Source organism: Photobacterium sp. GB-1, from assembly GCF_003026165.1.
Classification (GTDB): Bacteria; Pseudomonadota; Gammaproteobacteria; order Enterobacterales; family Vibrionaceae; genus Photobacterium.
On the sequence record NZ_PYOB01000008.1, the window covers coordinates 60,023 to 77,688 of the forward strand.

Genomic DNA, 17,666 nt, shown 5'->3' on the forward strand with positions numbered 1-17,666 from the left:
ATGTTGTATTTTTACAACATTATTGAAGTGTAATTGTGATTATAATGTTTGTTAAATGTTTCTCTTTGGCTTGAAATGCCAAATAATATGAATAAGGTGAAAATTGTTATGAAACTGATTGGTGCTCATGTTTCTGCTGCTGGTGGTGTATTTAATGCGCCAGTAAATGCTGACAAAATTGGTGCGAATGCTTTTGCCCTGTTTACTAAAAACCAGCGTCAGTGGGTGGCTAAGCCGTTAGAGGCCGATGTGATAGCGGCATTTAAAGCGCGTTGTTCTCAATTAGAATTTAATGCCAATGCTATTTTGCCACATGACTCTTATTTGATTAATTTAGGTGCACCAGAGGCTGAAAAGTTGGAAAAATCGCGTGCTGCTTTTATTGATGAAATGTCGCGTTGTAAACAGCTTGGATTGCACCTTTTGAACTTCCATCCGGGGAGTCATTTAAAAAAAATTTCTGAAAAAGAGTGTTTAAAATTGATTGCTGAGTCCATAAATCTTGCGCATAAAGAAGTCAGTGATGTGGTTGCAGTGATCGAAAATACCGCGGGACAAGGTTCAAATTTAGGTTGGCGGTTTGAACATTTGGCAGAAATTATTGATCAAGTTGAAGATAAAACGCGGGTAGGTGTCTGTATTGATACCTGTCATACCTTTGCGGCGGGATATGATTTACGCACTGAAACTGCAACTGATCGAACTTTTGCTGAATTTGATGACGTTGTTGGAATGCAATATCTCCGAGGGATGCACTTAAATGATTCCAAAGGTGATTTAGGGAGTCATTTAGATCGCCACCATAGTCTAGGTGAAGGAGCGATCGGTTGGGATTGTTTTCGTTATATCATGCAAGATGATCGTTTTAATCATATGCCTCTTATTTTAGAAACGATTAATCCTGATATTTGGCATCAAGAGATTGCGACATTGCGAGATTTTGCCGCTCAAAAATAAGTGGCTATAAATGAAGGCGTCGATTATTTATCTCGCTTGTGATCTGATTTTGATATTCTTACTGAGTAAATTCTATTTATGAGGAAGTATTTATGACCGCTAGCTGGTCTACATTTATCGAGCAACAACGAGCACAAGCGTATTTTTCTGGGATTGAACAGGCGGTTGACGCTGCTCGTGCATCAGGAAAAGTGGTATTTCCTCCTCAACAAGATATCTTTAATGCATTCACTTCTACGCCATTAGAGAACACCAAGGTCGTGATTTTAGGACAAGATCCTTACCATGGGCCAAAGCAAGCTCATGGATTAAGTTTCTCTGTACTTCCAGGAGTTAAAACGCCACCGTCATTGGCGAATATGTATAAAGAATTAGCCACTGACATTGAAGGCTTTGTAGTACCTGAACATGGTTATTTACAGCCGTGGGCAGAGCAAGGTGTTTTATTACTTAATACCGTCCTAACAGTAGAGCAAGGGAGCGCGCATTCTCACGCTAAGATTGGTTGGGAAACATTTACCGATCGTGCGATTGAGTACATTAATGATAATACAGAGGGAGTGATCTTTTTACTGTGGGGCGCCCATGCTCAGAAAAAAGGTAAAAAGATAGATACCGAGCGTCATCATGTTTTACATTCAGCGCATCCTTCACCGTTATCTGCATACCGGGGGTTCTTTGGTTGTCAGCATTTTTCTAAAACCAATCAGTTACTCGCTGAAATGGGGAAATCAGTGATTAATTGGCAGCTATAAGTGAATTTATTTCTAAAAACAAAACGCCAGCAAAATGCTGGCGTTTTGTTTTTTTAGTCTGGAACTGTCTGTTAAAAGTCGAATTCATCGGCATTGTAACTACCGCACATATCCATATCTTGAAGTTCACGACGAAGTCGTTGACGATCTTTTAAGGCTTCGATTTCACGCCATTTACGTTTTTCAGGTTTTGCTCGAGAGCGACGAGAGACGGTTTCTGTGGTGAACATATCATCAAATGCAAAGCTATCCATAAAGCACCTCTTCCTATGATCTAGCTAAATATAAGCTACAAGGTCATTAATTATCACACTATGGGGTAGAGTAAAATTGAACTGTTTCTCATTTGTTGCTTAAAGATGAAATTTTTATGTGCTAAAAGTCAAATATATCCTTTTTATGACCGAAAATGTAAGAAAACAACTCGCGATTAGGCTTTATTTATGTTTGGATTTAGTGGGAAGTTTTTAGATATTTACTTAAAAAATATACCCTTAGTGTATTTCATGTGATAATGAATGAAATTTTTTTGATATATCCCCTCATAATTGACTTACAAAAATAAGAGAGGGAATATCCATGTGTAATCACTCTGTTTGGTTACTAAATTGTAATGATTTAGTTTGCGCTGCTTGGGTGGATACCACATCCATTGCCATTATTTATTCGATACGTACGGTGTTGTAGAAGGAACCCACTTGTCTAGCCAAATTACCTTTTTAAATGACTTACTCTGGGGCTCGGTATTAATTTATTTACTGATAGGAGTCGGTATTTACTTTACCTACCGTTTGAGCTTTATCCAGTTCCGTCATTTTGGACATATGTTTAAGGTGATGAAAAACAGTCGCAAATCAGACAGTGCCGGAATTTCTTCCTTCCAAGCATTATGTACGAGCTTAGCGGCTAGAGTCGGCACAGGTAATATGGCGGGAGTCGCCGTGGCCTTAACTTTGGGTGGCCCCGGCGCGATTTTTTGGATGTGGCTGATTGCTATGCTTGGTATGGCGACTGCTTTTGCAGAAAGTGCATTAGCTCAGCTTTATAAAACCCGCGATAATGATGGTAATTATCGTGGTGGTCCTGCGTATTATATGGAAAAAGGATTAGGCATGCGCTGGATGGGCGTTATGTTCTCGGTCTTTTTGATCATTGCTTTTGGCTTAGTGTTTAACTCGGTTCAAGCTAACTCGATAAGTCAGGCGGCTCATGTCGCTTTTGGCTGGTCACCGATATATGTTGGTATTGGGCTTGTGATCATGACTGGAGTGATCATCTTTGGTGGTTTGCGTACGATTGCAAGAACCGCGGAAATTTTAGTTCCTGCAATGGCATTATGTTATCTAGTGCTTGCCCTTTATATTATGGCGATCAACATAGAAAAACTGCCTGATATTATCATGATGATTTTTCGCAGTGCTTTCGGTCTAGAAGAAGCGGCATCGGGAGCACTGGGATATACCATCGCGCAAGGAATGATTAATGGGTTAAAGCGTGGCTTATTTTCAAATGAAGCCGGCATGGGATCGGCACCGAATGCGGCAGCCTCTGCAACACCTTATCCGCCCCATCCTGCCTCGCAGGGATATGTGCAAATGCTGGGGGTATTTATGGATACAATGGTGATCTGTTCATCCACTGTCGCGATTATTTTGATGTCTGGCGAATATGTTCCCCATAGTGAAGTGACAGGGATTGAGTTAACTCAGCGTGCCTTGAGCTCGCAAGTCGGCGATTGGGGCTCTGTGTTTATTGCCGTTGCAATTTTCTTCTTTGCGTTTACATCGCTCGTTGCTAATTATTCCTATGCTGAAACCAACCTTATTTTTCTTGAGCATAACCATAAAATTGGCTTGAATATTTTTCGTGTTGTGGTGCTCTTTATGGTGATGTTTGGGGCGTTAGCTGATCTGCCAACGGTATGGGCAATGGCCGATGTCTCAATGGGAATGATGGCACTGATTAACTTAGTCGCGATTGTTTTACTGTCAGGCACTGTGGTGAAGTTGGCTACTGATTACAATAAACAGTTATCGCTGGGTAAGGTGCCGACGTTTGATAGTAATGATTACCCAGAGCTTCATGCCCAGTTAGAAGAAGGCATTTGGGATAAGAGTAAATCATAGTGAACGCCTATTACTGAAATAACCAAAGCCACTTAGTTTCTAAGTGGCTTTTTTGTTGTTTAGTGATAATCTTTTCAAGTCAGACTTTAAAGGAAAAAGCCTTATGTTAATTGTGGTTTCCCCCGCTAAAACCCTTGATTATGAATCGCCATTGGTAACATCAACATATACTTTGCCAGAGCTAACGGATCACTCTGCTGAACTGATTGATGTATGTCGTGAGTTAACGCCAATGGATATTGCAAGCTTAATGAAAGTGAGCGATAAAATTGCAGGTTTGAATGCAGCTCGTTTTGCTGAGTGGCAGCCACAATTTACGCAAGACAATGCTCGTCAGGCAATATTGGCTTTTAAAGGTGATGTTTATACTGGTCTTGCGGTTGAAACCATGACAGAACAACAGTTTGCTTATGCTCAACAGCATTTACGTATGCTTTCGGGTTTATATGGTTTATTGCGTCCATTAGATTTGATGCAACCTTACCGCTTAGAGATGGGGACGAAATTAGCGAACCCTCGCGGTACTAATCTGTATCAATTTTGGGGTGATATCATTACCGATAAATTGAACCAAGCATTAGTAGAGCAGGGCGATGATATTCTGATCAACCTTGCATCTAACGAATATTTTAAATCGGTGAAACCGAAGAAGTTGAATGCTCAACTTATCACACCTGTTTTTAAAGATTGTAAGAACGGTAATTATAAAGTGATCAGCTTTTACGCCAAAAAAGCTCGTGGCATGATGGCGCGTTACATTCTTGATAATCAAATCACATCGATTGAAGCTTTAAAAGAATTTGATACCGCGGGTTATTATTTTGTTGAAGCAGAATCAACAGCGAAAGAATTCGTATTTAAGCGTGAAGAACAATAGTAATAAGTAATTGTTTTTAAATGAAAAAGGCCAACTCGTGAAAGTTGGCCTTGTTGTTTTATCTATGTGGTAAAAGAGAAATTACGATTTAGCTTGGCCTTTTTTTGCCGCTTGTTTGATTTTCTTTTTCGCTTTCGCTTCTTTTACTTTTTTACTCACTTTTTTCTTTTTCTTGGCAGTGCTTGCTTTTTTGGTCTGTGGACGTAGGCCATGAATAAAGCGTTCTGGCACTTCTTCTTTCATGTAGCGGCTGATACGTTCGATCATGCTTTGATCATGTGCTTCAACCAAGGAGATTGCCGTTCCTTTCTTACCCGCTCGTGCAGTACGACCAATACGGTGTACATAAACTTCAGCTGTACGAGGTAGATCAAAGTTGATCACATGGCTAACATCAGGTAAATCAATACCACGTGCAGCAACGTCTGTCGCAATTAATACGTTCACAACACCATCACGAAAACGAGTGATCATGTTTGTACGTGCAGCCTGTGCCATTTCACCTTGGATCCAGTTACAAGGGATGCCCATGGCTTCTAGTTGACCACGAAGTACAGCTAGGCGCTCACGTGTTTTGACAAAGATGATCGTGCGTTCAGCTTGCTCTTTAATGATGTTTTCTAACAGAGCAAGCTTGTGATCCATATTGTCACAACGAAGGTACATTTGGTGGATCTTTTTACGTTCGCGGCGAGAAGGATCTGCATTTACTTCAACAGGCTCATTCAAAATTGTTTCTGAAAACTCACGTACACCTTTACCTTCTAAGGTAGCGGAGAACAATAAGCTTTGACGACGCCAGCGACACTCATGGTTAAGACGCTCAACTATTTTACCAAAGCCCATGTCTAACATGCGATCGGCTTCATCAAGGATCAAACACTCGATAGCACGACAGTCAAATTTCTCAGCTTCAATGTACTCCATAAGACGACCTGGTGTTGCTACCACGATATCCTGAGTTTTACCCAGCATTTCGGCATGTTCGTCATATGAGATACCACCTGTGATGGTAAATACTTTTAGTGTTGTATATTTTGCTAATGCTCTTGCTTGATCGGCAACTTGAATGGCAAGTTCACGTGTTGGCGTTAAGATCAGAATACGTGCAGGTCCCGGTCTTTTGCGTGGGAAATCTTGCAAGTGTTGGATCATCGGTAGAAGAAAGGCTGCTGTTTTTCCGGTCCCTGTTGGCGCAGAAGCCATTACATCTTTACCGTCAAGGGCATGAGGGATAGCCTGCGCTTGAACCACTGTTGGGCGGCTATAGCCGATTTCTTCAATCGCTCGTAACAGCTCGCTATCTAACTCTAATTCGGAAAAGTCTCTCACCAGTTATCTCTCCCAAGACAAATGCTATGTGTCATTATCGTATGCCAATTACAAAGAATAACAACAAGGGTATTAATATTTAAGGGGCGGCATTATAGCCACTCTTGGCGTAAGTGACACCGATTAAAACATAAAAACTTTAATCATTGATGATTATTACAACGTTTACAGGGGATATAAATGTCGTATTCGGTTACATTTTCAGATAGAAATCTTTCGTTAATGCTTTGAATTCAATTGAATAATCACCATTGTTATGAATGCAAAGGTGAGATGAATAACAGGTTTGTTTCTTTTTACTCAATTGTAGAAGTAATCGAATCGGTGCTTTTTTCTCGGTACTTTGGACATCGCAACGTTCAATACAATGTAAATGATATTCAGCAGCGGCTTCAATTAAGCGCTGTCCTTCGTAACTTGGCAAGATAATACTGGCGATCCCTTCTTCTGTAAGAAGCCATTGAAGCGTTTTAAGTAGCTGTTGATGGCTAAATGTATCGGTATGTCGAGCAGTAGCACGGTGTGATTGCTCTGCTTGCTGACCAAAATTGAAATAAGGGGGGTTACACACAATCGCATTAATACTATTAGGGGGCTGTGTATGTCGCCATTCAGTGACATCTTGTTCAATACACTGTAAGCGTAGATGCCAAGGTGAATTTGTGAAATTTTGGCGTGCTACCGCTGCGGCTTGTGGATCGATTTCGATAGCTTCGATAGTAATAGGTAAAGCTAACGTGCTTGTCCGCTGTGCAGCCATGAGTGCTAATAAACCACTGCCTGTACCAATATCCACCACTCTACCTTGTCGAGGCATAGCTGCCCATGCTCCTAGCAATACACCATCGGTGCTGATAGGCATTCCGCAGCCTAAATCATTGACGTGAAATTGTTTAAAGCTAAAGCCGCGTGACATGGCTATTTTCCCTTTTCTTGTGTTTTGAGCTAAGTAGTTTGAGCTAAGTAGTTTGAGCTAAATATGGAATAAACGATTAACCGTAATGGTTATAACACTAATCATCACAACGGCTTGGTTATTGTGCTTTTATTGTTTTGACATAGTTAACTACTATGTTTGCTTTTTGTTTATATTTTAATCTTTTGTATTTAGTTGGCTTTATATTCTATTTTTATTGTCTTTGCTGGTTTTATATTTTGGTTTTAATGCTTTGTTTATGTATTATGTGGTGTTTATTTCTACACTATTGCCAAGAATGCTGTTTTTATCCATTATGTTTTCGTTGGTTATATATGTTTAATTTTGTAATCAACATGGATAATTATAAAAACACAACACGTAACCCATAAGAAGAGTGGAAGGTGCAGTTTGAAAAAGACACTCAAAGTAACAGACATTATAGCGTTAGGTTTTATGACTTTCGCTTTCTTTCTTGGTGCTGGGAATATTATTTTTCCACCATTAGCAGGTCAACTTGCCGGTGAAAATATGCTTTCGGCTATGTTTGGCTTTTTAGTTACAGCCGTTGGTCTACCTTTAATTGGCATTATTGCCGTTGCAATGGCAGGTGGTGGCTGGCAGGGGTTAACCCGTGATTTACCCTCAAAAATAGCAACGTTAATGGCGGTGCTGATTTTTATTATTATTGGTCCTGCTTTTGCTGCGCCGCGAACAGGTTTAGTCGCTTATGAAATGGCAGTAAAACCATTTATGGCGGCAGATGCTGGTCAAGCAAGCTTAACGACTTTTTCTGTGATCTTTTTTGCAGTCGCCCTCTTTTTTGCTTGGTCTCGTGGCCAGCTGATCGACATGATTGGTAAGTTCTTAACACCTGCACTGTTTATCGTATTGGCTATACTGGCTATTGCAGTATTTGTAAATCCACAAGGTTCGATTGTTGCAGCGCAAGGTGAGTATGTAACACAGGCGTTTACGAAAGGTTTCCTTGAAGGCTATAACACCATGGATACTTTCGCGGCCTTGATGTTTGGTATGCTGATTGTGGATGTGATCCGCAGTAAAGGTGTTAGTGATGAAAAAACAACCTGTACCTACCTGATCTACGCCGGTCTTATTGCAGCAGCAGGCTTAGCCTTTGTATATATCTCATTATTTTACTTAGGCGCGACCAGTACAGCGATTGCACCTAATGCGGCTAATGGTGGCGTTATCTTAACTGGCTATGTGATGGCGTTATTTGGTGCGCCGGGTCAGGTGATCCTATCTGCAATTGTATTACTTGCCTGTTTAACGACAGCGATCGGTTTGATCAGTGCATGTGCAGATTACTTCAGCTCTTTAACGTCACTGTCTTACAAAAAGTGGGCGGTGATTTTGGCGGTAATTTGTGCGGTGGTAGCCAATGTGGGTTTGAACCAGTTGATTGCGTTATCTGTACCTGTGTTATTTGCTTTGTATCCAGTCGCGATTGCACTGGTCGCATTAACCTTAATACGTAAATGGTTACCGAATCCACGTTTAGCATACCGTGTTGTGTTGTTGGTTTCTTTTATCTTTAGCATGATTGATGTGGCGAAATACTTGAAGTTTGATGTATCAATGTTCAGTGATTTACCACTATTTAATTATGGTATGGCTTGGGTATTACCGACTTTGATTGCGCTTGCGATCACGCGCTTTGTCGGTGGCAAAGCGATGGGGCCACAAGATAAGTTAGCGTAAATTCACTGTTGAGATAGACATAGAAAAGGGATGCCATGTGCATCCCTTTTTGTTGATATATGCAATGTGATTGCTCACAAGGTTTCGGCGTACTCAAGCATAATTTGCTCACACCACTGGGTGATACGTTGATCGGAATGTTCGTATTGTGAGTCTTCATCCAGCGCAAGACCGACAAAGAATTGTTTATCGTCAGTAAGGGCTTTTGATGCTTCAAATTGGTAGCTATCATCATTGGGCCAGTAGCCAATAAATTGAACGCCTGCTTCTAATAGCTTGTCATGCAGCATTCCCATCGCATCAAGGAACCACTCGGTGTAACCTTCTTGATCGCCTAAGCCAAACAATGCAATGGTTTTATTGGTTAAACGTAATCCATCAAGCTGCTGCCACACGGCTTCCCAATCTTCTTGCAGTTCACCAAAGTCCCAGGTTGAAATACCTAAAATAAGCATATCAAACTGGTTCATCTCATTGATGTCTGCTTCTTTAATATTACGCAGTTCAATCAGCTCGGGACCAATACAATCACGGATCTTTTCTGCTGCCATTTCGGTATAGCAGGTGGTTGAGCCATAAAACAAACCGATTTTCATGCTGAGTATCCTAGTATTTTTATTTATTGTTTGAGTGTACCTGTAATGACCTTACAAGCTCAATAAAGTGAATAAAAGCATCCGATATTTTTTCACTTATTGTCTGTTGTAATAAGCCTCGTTACTTTTGCTTTAAAATATCCTATGATGAATGAAAGTACTGTGTTTTTATCCATGTGTTGAAGCTTTGCTAACACAGATTTTGGAGTGAAAAATGGAAAACGATGACGTTATTATCGAACGTTTTCTGGATGCGATGTGGATGGAGCGAGGATTATCTGAAAATACCTTGTCGTCTTACCGCAATGATTTAACCAAGCTATTACGCTGGTTAAAACAAGAATCACGTAATGTCATCAGTGTTTCAGTTGATGATTTACAGCGTTATCAACAATGGTTATTTGATAAAGATTATAAGCAAACCTCACGTGCACGTATGGTTTCTGCTATTCGCCGTTTATTTCAATATTTACATCGTGAAAAGATGCGTGATGACGATCCGAGTGCGATGCTAGTGACACCTAAATTACCCAAACGCTTACCCAAAGATTTAAGTGAAGCACAAGTGGATGCGTTATTAGAAGCACCCGATGTTAATGATCCGATTGAACTGCGCGATAAAGCGATGCTTGAATTGTTGTATGCAACAGGCTTGCGTGTAACCGAGCTTGTGACATTAACTATGGAAAATATTAGCTTGCGCCAAGGTGTCGTTCGCATTACTGGTAAAGGTGATAAAGAGCGATTAGTCCCGATGGGAGAAAATGCTGTCGATTGGATTGAACAATTTATTGATACGGGGCGTCCGCAACTGCTGGGAGAAAAAAGCTCTGATGTGTTATTTCCGAGTCGTCGAGCAAGACAAATGACCCGTCAAACGTTTTGGCATCGGATTAAACACTATGCTGTTTTAGCGGGAATTGATGCAGAAACATTATCACCTCACGTGATGCGTCACGCCTTTGCAACGCACTTATTAAATTACGGTGCTGATCTTCGTGTGGTACAAATGTTGCTTGGACATAGTGACCTATCAACCACACAAATTTATACCCATGTTGCAACGGAAAGGTTAAAACAATTACACCAAACTCACCATCCTCGCGCATAATTGTGAGAGAGTGTTAGGTAAATTCGTGAATACTGTTTGCGTTCCGTTAGAGTTAACTTATTCTTGCCTAGCAAATGAGAGTAGAAAATTTGAAACTATTTTACGATGAATTAGGTCTCATAAAGATTGAGAGTATCATCATTAATTAAGGATAAATTAAATGCACTTTATCAGCCGAACAATTGTGGCAACAGCGGTTGCTTTAACGGCTTTTTCAGCGGCAGCGAAGCCAGATGAAGCGGCGATTAGTCAGCAACTTGCGAAAGTCGGCTTAACCCCTTCATCGATTGAAGCGTCTCCGATTTCAGGATTAAATGAAATTATGACAGAGCGTGGCATTGTTTATGCTTCTGATGATGGTAAGTATTTTGTCGTTGGTCACTTATACGAAAATAATGGTGCGCAGCCTGTTAACTTAACAGAGCAAAAAATGGCAAAAATGAACAAGGATAAAATTGCAGCGATGGAAAAAGACATGATTGTCTATCCTGCAAAGAACGAAAAATATGTCGTTACCGTGTTCACCGATACAAGCTGTGGCTATTGTCGTAAATTACATAATGATATCAAAGGTTATAATGATGAAGGCATTACTGTTCGTTATTTAGCCTTCCCTCGTGGTGGTGAGCGTTCTGGCAACTTTAATCAAATGAGTGCGATCTGGGGTGCTAAAGATCGTGCAAAAGCGATGGATGATGCGAAGAGTGGCAATTTTGATACAAGTAAGATCACACCTCGTCCAGATTTAGTGCGTGCACAATACGAGCTTGGTGTTGCAATGGGTGTGAACGGTACGCCTGCTATTATTCTCGCTGATGGTACGATGATCCCTGGTTATCAGCCGCCTGCAGCATTACGTCAGCTACTTGATAGCCAACCAAAAAGCTAATTTAGCGTCGTAGATGATGGAATAATAGAAAGCCTGAGCATTATGTTCAGGCTTTTTTGTTATAGGCTATTTCGTTACTATGAAAAGATAATAATACTGATAAGAAGCCTGATTATGATTGAAATTAAACGTCGCCCTTTAGCAGATACCGAGGGGTTCTCAGATCAAATCCCTCCGATCTTACAACGTATTTATGCTAGCCGTGGGATCAAAAATGATGCTGAGTTAGAGCGTAGTGCCAAGGGGCTACTTAATTACAATCAGCTTCATGGTATGACTAGCGCAGTTCAGTTGTTAGTGGATGCGCTTTTGCAAAACACACGAATTATCATTGTTGGTGATTTTGATGCTGATGGCGCAACAAGTTCAGCATTATCTGTGCTAGCGCTTCGTATGCTCGGCTGTAAAAATGTTGATTATTTAGTACCTAACCGTTTCGACGATGGATATGGCCTGAGCCCTGAAGTGGTTGAACAAGCCATTGAACGTGGCGCAGAGCTGATTATGACCGTGGATAACGGAGTTTCTTCGATTGCTGGCGTTGCGGTAGCGAAAGAAAAAGGCTTGACCGTATTAGTTACCGATCACCATTTGCCAGGCGATTGTTTACCGATCGCTGATGCGATTGTTAATCCAAATCTTAATGAGTGTGGGTTTCCATCTAAAGCGCTGTGTGGTGTCGGGGTGGCTTTCTACCTCATGCTGGCACTGCGCGCTGAATTACGTCAGAGAGGTTGGTTTGAGCAACAAGGTATCGCCATGCCTAATCTGGCTGAATTACTCGATTTAGTCGCACTGGGAACTGTTGCTGATGTCGTTGCACTTGATGGCAATAATCGTATTTTAGTGCATCAAGGCTTACAACGTATTCGTGCGGGTAAGTGTCGACCTGGTATTCAAGCGCTAATTGAGGTTGCCAATCGCGATCCGGCGCGTTTAGTGACCAGTGACTTAGGGTTTGCCTTAGGGCCTCGCATTAATGCCGCAGGACGATTAGATGATATGTCGTTTGGGGTTGAACTCCTGTTGTGTGAAAACATTCAATCAGCGCGTCGTATGGCATCAGAGCTAGATGGCTTAAATCAGACACGAAAAGAAATAGAGCTGGGCATGAAAGATGAGGCCTTAGCGATTTGTGAGCGTTTGAAGTTTAATCAGCAAGATATGCCTTATGGTTTAGTGCTCTTCCAGCGCGATTGGCACCAAGGTGTGATTGGTATTTTAGCCTCACGTATTAAAGATAAATATCATCGTCCTGTGATTGCTTTTGCCGATGCGGGGAACGGTGAAATTAAAGGCTCATGTCGCTCAATTCCTGGATTACATATGCGTGATGCGCTAGATCTGGTCGATACCCAAAATCCTGGGATGATTTTGAAATTTGGTGGTCACGCGATGGCGGCAGGACTTACTATCCCTGAAGATAAATTAGATGCTTTTAGTAAAGCTTTTGATGCGGTGGTACGCAATGTACTCGATGAAGAAGCGCTAAAAGGGGTATTGATGACAGATGGTGAGTTAGGCTGTCATGAATTAAACCTAGATGTCGCTGAAATTCTTCGTGCTGGTGGTCCTTGGGGACAACAATTTCCTGAGCCAGCCTTTGATGGTACTTTCCGATTATTGCATCAAAAGTTAGTGGGCGGGAAACACCTTAAGATGATGGTAGAGCCGCTAAGTGGCGGTAGCGTAATTGATGCGATTGCTTTTAATGTCGATGTGAAACGTTGGCCTGATGCATCGGTTCAACAAGTTGAATTGGTTTACCGTTTAGATGTTAATGAATACCGAGGCAACCGCAGTGTGCAATTGATGATTGAACATTTGAACGCGAAATAAGTATTATTTTCATTTTTTGATAACGAATATCTTAGTGGCGAGGTTTTCAAGGCTGATTAAGCCTAGAATCTCGCCATTTTATTATTAATTTTCTTATAACCTTTCTCTCCCTCTGTATATTCTATCTACAATTCGATAGAATCTTTCGGTTATGTCCATTTCGACAATGAAGAGTGGCAATGTTCGAGATTAATCCTATTAAAAACCGACTTGAGGATGTGTCAGCACGTACTGATACCCTTAGGGGGTACCTTTGACTACGATGCTAAGAAAGAGCGTCTAGAAGAGGTAAACGCAGAATTAGAGCAACCAGATGTATGGAATGAACCTGATCGCGCACAAGCGTTAGGTAAAGAGCGTGCATCACTGGAAGCGGTAGTTGAAACCATTGACCTACTAGATCAAGGCGTTGAAGACGTTGAAGGTTTATTAGAGCTGGCGGTGGAAGAAAACGATCAAGAAACATTTGATGAGATTGAACCTGAGTTAGCTGAGCTTGAAGCTAAGTTAGCTAAGTTGGAATTTCGTCGTATGTTTGCAGGCGATCACGATGCGTCTGATTGTTACCTTGACCTTCAAGCAGGTTCAGGTGGTACAGAAGCACAAGATTGGACTTCAATGATGCTACGCATGTATTTGCGTTGGGCTGATGCCAAAGGTTTTAAAACCGAAATCATTGAAATCTCTGATGGTGATGTTGCCGGTCTGAAATCGGTTACCGTTCGAATCAGTGGCGAGTATGCTTATGGCTGGTTACGTACTGAAACAGGTGTTCACCGTTTAGTGCGTAAGTCACCGTTTGATTCAGGTGGTCGTCGTCATACTTCTTTTGCTTCAGCATTCGTTTATCCTGAAATTGATGACAATATCGTGATTGATATTAACCCATCAGATCTACGTATTGACGTATACCGTGCATCAGGCGCGGGTGGTCAGCACGTTAACACCACGGAATCTGCGGTACGTATTACCCACCTTCCAACTAACATTGTGGTGCAGTGTCAGAACGATCGCTCTCAGCATAAAAACAAAGATCAGGCAATGAAGCAGTTAAAAGCGAAATTGTTTGAATATGAAATGCAGAAGCAAAATGCTGAAAAGCAAGCCAGTGAAGATACCAAATCCGACATTGGTTGGGGTAGTCAAATTCGTTCATACGTATTAGATGACTCCCGCATTAAAGATTTACGTACTGGGGTGGAAAATCGTAACACCCAGGCAGTACTGGACGGTGATTTAGACCGTTTTATAGAAGCAAGCCTGAAATCAGGTCTTTAACCGAATTCCGGTAAAAATTTAAGGGTTACCCCATGACTGATCAATTACAAGATGAGAATAAGCTGATTGCTGAGCGTCGCGCTAAATTAGATATGATCCGCGAAAACTGCAAAGCAAATGGCCACCCCAATGATTTCCGTCGCGATAGCTTAGCGGCAGATCTCAATGCAAAATACGGTGAAATGACCAAAGAAGAGCTTGAAGAAGCGGGTCATGTATTTGCAATCGCGGGTCGTATTATGGCTAAGCGTGGTCCTTTCTTGGCTATTCAAGATGTATCTGGTCGTATTCAAGCTTACGCATCAAAAGATGTGCAGAAAGAGCTAAAAGAGAAGTATTCAGGCTTAGATATCGGTGACATTATCGGTATTAAAGGTGCTCTTCATAAGTCAGGTAAAGGTGATCTTTACGTGAATATGGATGAGTACGAGCTGCTAACAAAAGCACTGCGTCCTTTACCTGAAAAATTCCATGGCTTAACTGACCAAGAAATGCGTTACCGTCAGCGTTACGTTGATCTTATCGTTAACGATGATTCACGTCATGCTTTTGTGGTTCGTTCAAAAGTGGTATCTGCGATCCGTAGCTTCATGGTAACGAAAGGCTTCATGGAAGTTGAAACACCAATGATGCATGTGATCCCAGGTGGTGCAACAGCACGCCCATTTATCACACACCATAACGCACTCGATATCGATATGTACCTACGCGTTGCACCAGAGCTTTACCTTAAGCGTCTAGTGGTTGGTGGTTTTGAGCGTGTATTCGAAATCAACCGTAACTTCCGTAACGAAGGTCTATCTCCTCGTCATAACCCTGAATTCACCATGATGGAATTCTACATGGCGTACGCAGATTACAACGATCTGATGGATCTGACAGAAGAAATGCTAAGCAGCATTGCGATTGACGTTCTTGGTTCTTCTAAAATGCCATACGGTGAGTTTGAAGTTGAATTTGCAGGTCCATACACACGTATGAGCATGCTAGATGCTATCAAGCAGTACAACCCAGAGCACGCAGAAATCCAAGCATTAACTTACGAAGGCGTTGCTGATCGTGAGCTAATGGTGAAGATTGCTAAATCTGTACACGTTGATGTTGAAGATTTCTGGACTTGTGGTCAGTTGCTAGAAGAGATCTTCGGTGAAACCGCTGAACCTCAACTAATGCAACCAACTTTCATTACTGAGTACCCAGCAGATATTTCTCCACTTGCTCGTCGTAACGATGAAAATCCATTCATTACAGATCGTTTTGAATTCTTCATCGGTGGTCGTGAAGTAGCGAATGGTTTCTCTGAGCTTAACGATGCACAAGATCAAGATCAACGCTTCAAAGCGCAGGTTGATGCTAAAGATGCGGGTGATGATGAAGCAATGTACTACGATGCAGATTACATTACAGCGCTAGAGCACGGCTTACCACCGACAGCGGGTCAAGGTATTGGTATCGATCGCCTAGTGATGTTATTTACTAATACACACACAATCCGTGACGTGATCCTATTCCCAGCAATGCGTCCTCAAAGCAACTAGTTCTAAGCTCTGATATAAAAAACCACCGCTAAGCGGTGGTTTTTTTTGCTAAAAACAAAACTGAATAACCATTTCCTTATATTTAATGGTGCTATTTTTTAATTTGTTGCATTAAAAATGAATGTGATTTTTAGAATAATTCATTAAGATTGTGATGTATTTCGATAAAATGTAACTTTTAAGATAAAAAATAGATGCATACTTTGAATTTAATAGTAAACATGTTGCTCACTGGTGTGGCGTACATATAGTATTGTTAAGTATTTGGTGCGGTTACTATTAATACACATTAAAACAACAGTCGTGCTACGTAATAACGTTATCAAGGGCGATTAGGGATGGATAAACGAAATAAGATCGGGGCAGCGAATTCAATTGTTGTCTTTGGCGGAGTAAATCAAAAGTGGCTTCCATCAATGGAGGCGGCTGGGTGGTCATGTCACCGTTGTTATGATTTACGCGCAGCAGAATCTTTATTGTTAGAAATGGGCCCCTGTGTAGGTGTTGTAGATCTAAGTAATGATGATTTCAGTTTGCATAGCTTAGCCGCACTTGTGAATCGTAATAAGCAAGTACGCTGGATAGCGATTGTGCGTGATGAACAATTAAATAATGAAGCAATAAGTCAATTAATTGTGAATTTTTGCTTAGATTATTTTTCTACTCCTGTTCCTTGTGAGCGACTAAAGCAAACCATTGGTCACCAAAGTGGAATGCTAGCATTAGAACGTCAAGTTTGGCCTCAGTTAGGCCAGTTTGGGCAACAAGGCTTGCAAGGCAATACGCCAGTGATGAAGAAACTTCGTGATCAAGTTAAGCGTGTTGCATTAAGTGATGTACCTGTTTTAATCAGTGGTGAAATTGGTACTGGAAAATTAGTAGTAGCAGAAGCCTTACATCAAGCTTCGGTTCGAGCCAAAAAGCCGCTAGTACGTGTTAATTGTGAAAATTTACAAGCCGGGTGGATAAATGAGGTTGGACAAAATTCTTATCTCGATTATGCCAATAACGGTGTGTTAGTACTTAATGAGTTTACTTTACTTGCAGATGATAGAAAAAAAGAAGTACTGAAAATACTCAGTGATGGTGTCTATTATCATCCTGATGGCAGTATTTTAACGTTAGATATCCGTTTTATAGCCACCAGTAGTCACAATTTTGAAGATCTATCAGAGTTAGATACATTAACCCGTGATCTGTATTTTAGATTAAATGTGGTGTCACTAACGGTACCTGCTTTACGTGAAAGAGGCGGGGATATTGTATTACTAGCAGAGTTTTTACTCTTAAAATATGCTAGGCAATATAATAGTGTTGTTAAGACGTTTTCTGAACAAGCCAAAGCGATGTTGCTTCAATATCAATGGCCTGGCAATGTCCGTGAATTAATTAGTCAAATCAAGCGTTCTGTATTACTGGTTGAAACTAAGTGTATAGAAGCGGAGCATTTAGACATTCCCCGAGTGACTGAAGATAAGCAAAGTTTAAAGAAAATTCGTGAAGAATCGGAACGAACGGCATTATTAACAGTATTAGAAAATAACAAAGGTCAAATCTCTGCAGCAGCGAGAGAATTAGGTGTATCTCGCGCCACTATGTATCGATTGCTGAATAAACATGACTTGATCCCACCTCCTCGTTGTTTCCGCCAAGGTTAATATCATTTAACGTTGATTGATTAATACAACAGCGACTGCAAGGTGGCTGTTTTTTTAGATCTAAATATC

15 protein-coding genes are annotated in these 17,666 nt (G+C 41.1%); 11 read left to right on the forward strand and 4 right to left on the reverse strand.

Features of this window, described 5'->3' with window-relative positions:
- Positions 1-102 precede the first annotated feature (102 nt).
- On the forward strand, positions 103-957 hold the full coding sequence (gene nfo / locus C9J45_RS10615; protein WP_199187070.1) for a deoxyribonuclease IV: 855 nt from the start codon (positions 103-105) through the stop codon (positions 955-957).
- A gap of 92 nt (positions 958-1,049) precedes the next feature.
- Positions 1,050-1,712, forward strand: a complete 663-nt coding sequence (gene ung, locus C9J45_RS10620) for a uracil-DNA glycosylase (protein ID WP_107207245.1) — start codon at positions 1,050-1,052, stop codon at positions 1,710-1,712.
- A 71-nt stretch (positions 1,713-1,783) separates the two neighbouring features.
- Here the strand turns inward: ung and C9J45_RS10625 are convergent, their stop codons facing one another.
- Complete coding sequence (locus C9J45_RS10625; RefSeq protein WP_005369686.1) at positions 1,784-1,966, reverse strand: DUF3545 family protein; 183 nt, start codon at positions 1,964-1,966, stop codon at positions 1,784-1,786.
- A 444-nt stretch (positions 1,967-2,410) separates the two neighbouring features.
- On the opposite strand from C9J45_RS10625, the gene C9J45_RS10630 reads away from it, so the two are divergent.
- Entirely contained in the window at positions 2,411-3,838 is a 1,428-nt protein-coding gene (locus C9J45_RS10630; protein WP_107207246.1) for a sodium:alanine symporter family protein, read from the forward strand.
- 103 nt (positions 3,839-3,941) lie between these two features.
- Complete coding sequence (gene yaaA / locus C9J45_RS10635; RefSeq protein WP_107260528.1) at positions 3,942-4,715, forward strand: peroxide stress protein YaaA; 774 nt, start codon at positions 3,942-3,944, stop codon at positions 4,713-4,715.
- Positions 4,716-4,796: 81 nt separating this feature from the next.
- On the opposite strand, the gene srmB is transcribed toward yaaA, so the two are convergent.
- Both srmB and C9J45_RS10645 read right to left on the reverse strand, forming a co-directional pair.
- Entirely contained in the window at positions 4,797-6,047 is a 1,251-nt protein-coding gene (srmB, locus tag C9J45_RS10640; protein ID WP_107207248.1) for an ATP-dependent RNA helicase SrmB, read from the reverse strand.
- A 193-nt stretch (positions 6,048-6,240) separates the two neighbouring features.
- Entirely contained in the window at positions 6,241-6,963 is a 723-nt protein-coding gene (locus C9J45_RS10645; protein ID WP_107207249.1) for a tRNA1(Val) (adenine(37)-N6)-methyltransferase, read from the reverse strand.
- Between the two features lie 411 nt (positions 6,964-7,374).
- Here C9J45_RS10645 and brnQ point away from each other — a divergent pair, with 411 nt between their 5' ends.
- A complete protein-coding gene (gene brnQ / locus C9J45_RS10650) occupies positions 7,375-8,688 on the forward strand; it encodes a branched-chain amino acid transport system II carrier protein (RefSeq protein WP_107292509.1) in 1,314 nt (437 codons plus the stop codon).
- A gap of 74 nt (positions 8,689-8,762) precedes the next feature.
- Here the strand turns inward: brnQ and fldB are convergent, their stop codons facing one another.
- Positions 8,763-9,284 carry a flavodoxin FldB gene (fldB, locus tag C9J45_RS10655; RefSeq protein WP_107207251.1) on the reverse strand — a complete coding sequence of 174 codons (522 nt, stop codon included), beginning with the start codon at positions 9,282-9,284 and terminating at the stop codon, positions 8,763-8,765.
- Positions 9,285-9,498: 214 nt separating this feature from the next.
- Between fldB and xerD the strand changes: the two genes are divergently transcribed.
- The 6 genes from xerD to C9J45_RS10685 all read left to right on the forward strand — a co-directional run bounded on the left by xerD (position 9,499) and on the right by C9J45_RS10685 (position 17,597).
- Positions 9,499-10,395 (forward strand): site-specific tyrosine recombinase XerD, encoded by an 897-nt coding sequence (gene xerD / locus C9J45_RS10660; RefSeq protein ID WP_107207252.1) that lies wholly within the window; start codon positions 9,499-9,501, stop codon positions 10,393-10,395.
- A 160-nt stretch (positions 10,396-10,555) separates the two neighbouring features.
- Positions 10,556-11,284: a bifunctional protein-disulfide isomerase/oxidoreductase DsbC gene (gene dsbC, locus C9J45_RS10665; protein WP_107207253.1), complete on the forward strand. Its 729-nt coding sequence runs from the start codon at positions 10,556-10,558 to the stop codon at positions 11,282-11,284.
- 114 nt (positions 11,285-11,398) lie between these two features.
- Positions 11,399-13,123, forward strand: a complete 1,725-nt coding sequence (gene recJ / locus C9J45_RS10670) for a single-stranded-DNA-specific exonuclease RecJ (RefSeq protein ID WP_107246729.1) — start codon at positions 11,399-11,401, stop codon at positions 13,121-13,123.
- A gap of 179 nt (positions 13,124-13,302) precedes the next feature.
- A protein-coding gene (gene prfB, locus C9J45_RS10675) for a peptide chain release factor 2 (RefSeq protein WP_105059510.1) occupies positions 13,303-14,401 on the forward strand; the annotation gives its coding sequence in 2 pieces (ribosomal slippage) (positions 13,303-13,377 and positions 13,379-14,401; 1,098 coding nt in all).
- A 32-nt stretch (positions 14,402-14,433) separates the two neighbouring features.
- Positions 14,434-15,939, forward strand: a complete 1,506-nt coding sequence (lysS, locus tag C9J45_RS10680) for a lysine--tRNA ligase (RefSeq protein ID WP_005369658.1) — start codon at positions 14,434-14,436, stop codon at positions 15,937-15,939.
- Positions 15,940-16,277: 338 nt separating this feature from the next.
- Complete coding sequence (locus tag C9J45_RS10685; protein ID WP_107207255.1) at positions 16,278-17,597, forward strand: sigma-54 dependent transcriptional regulator; 1,320 nt, start codon at positions 16,278-16,280, stop codon at positions 17,595-17,597.
- Positions 17,598-17,666 lie beyond the last annotated feature (69 nt).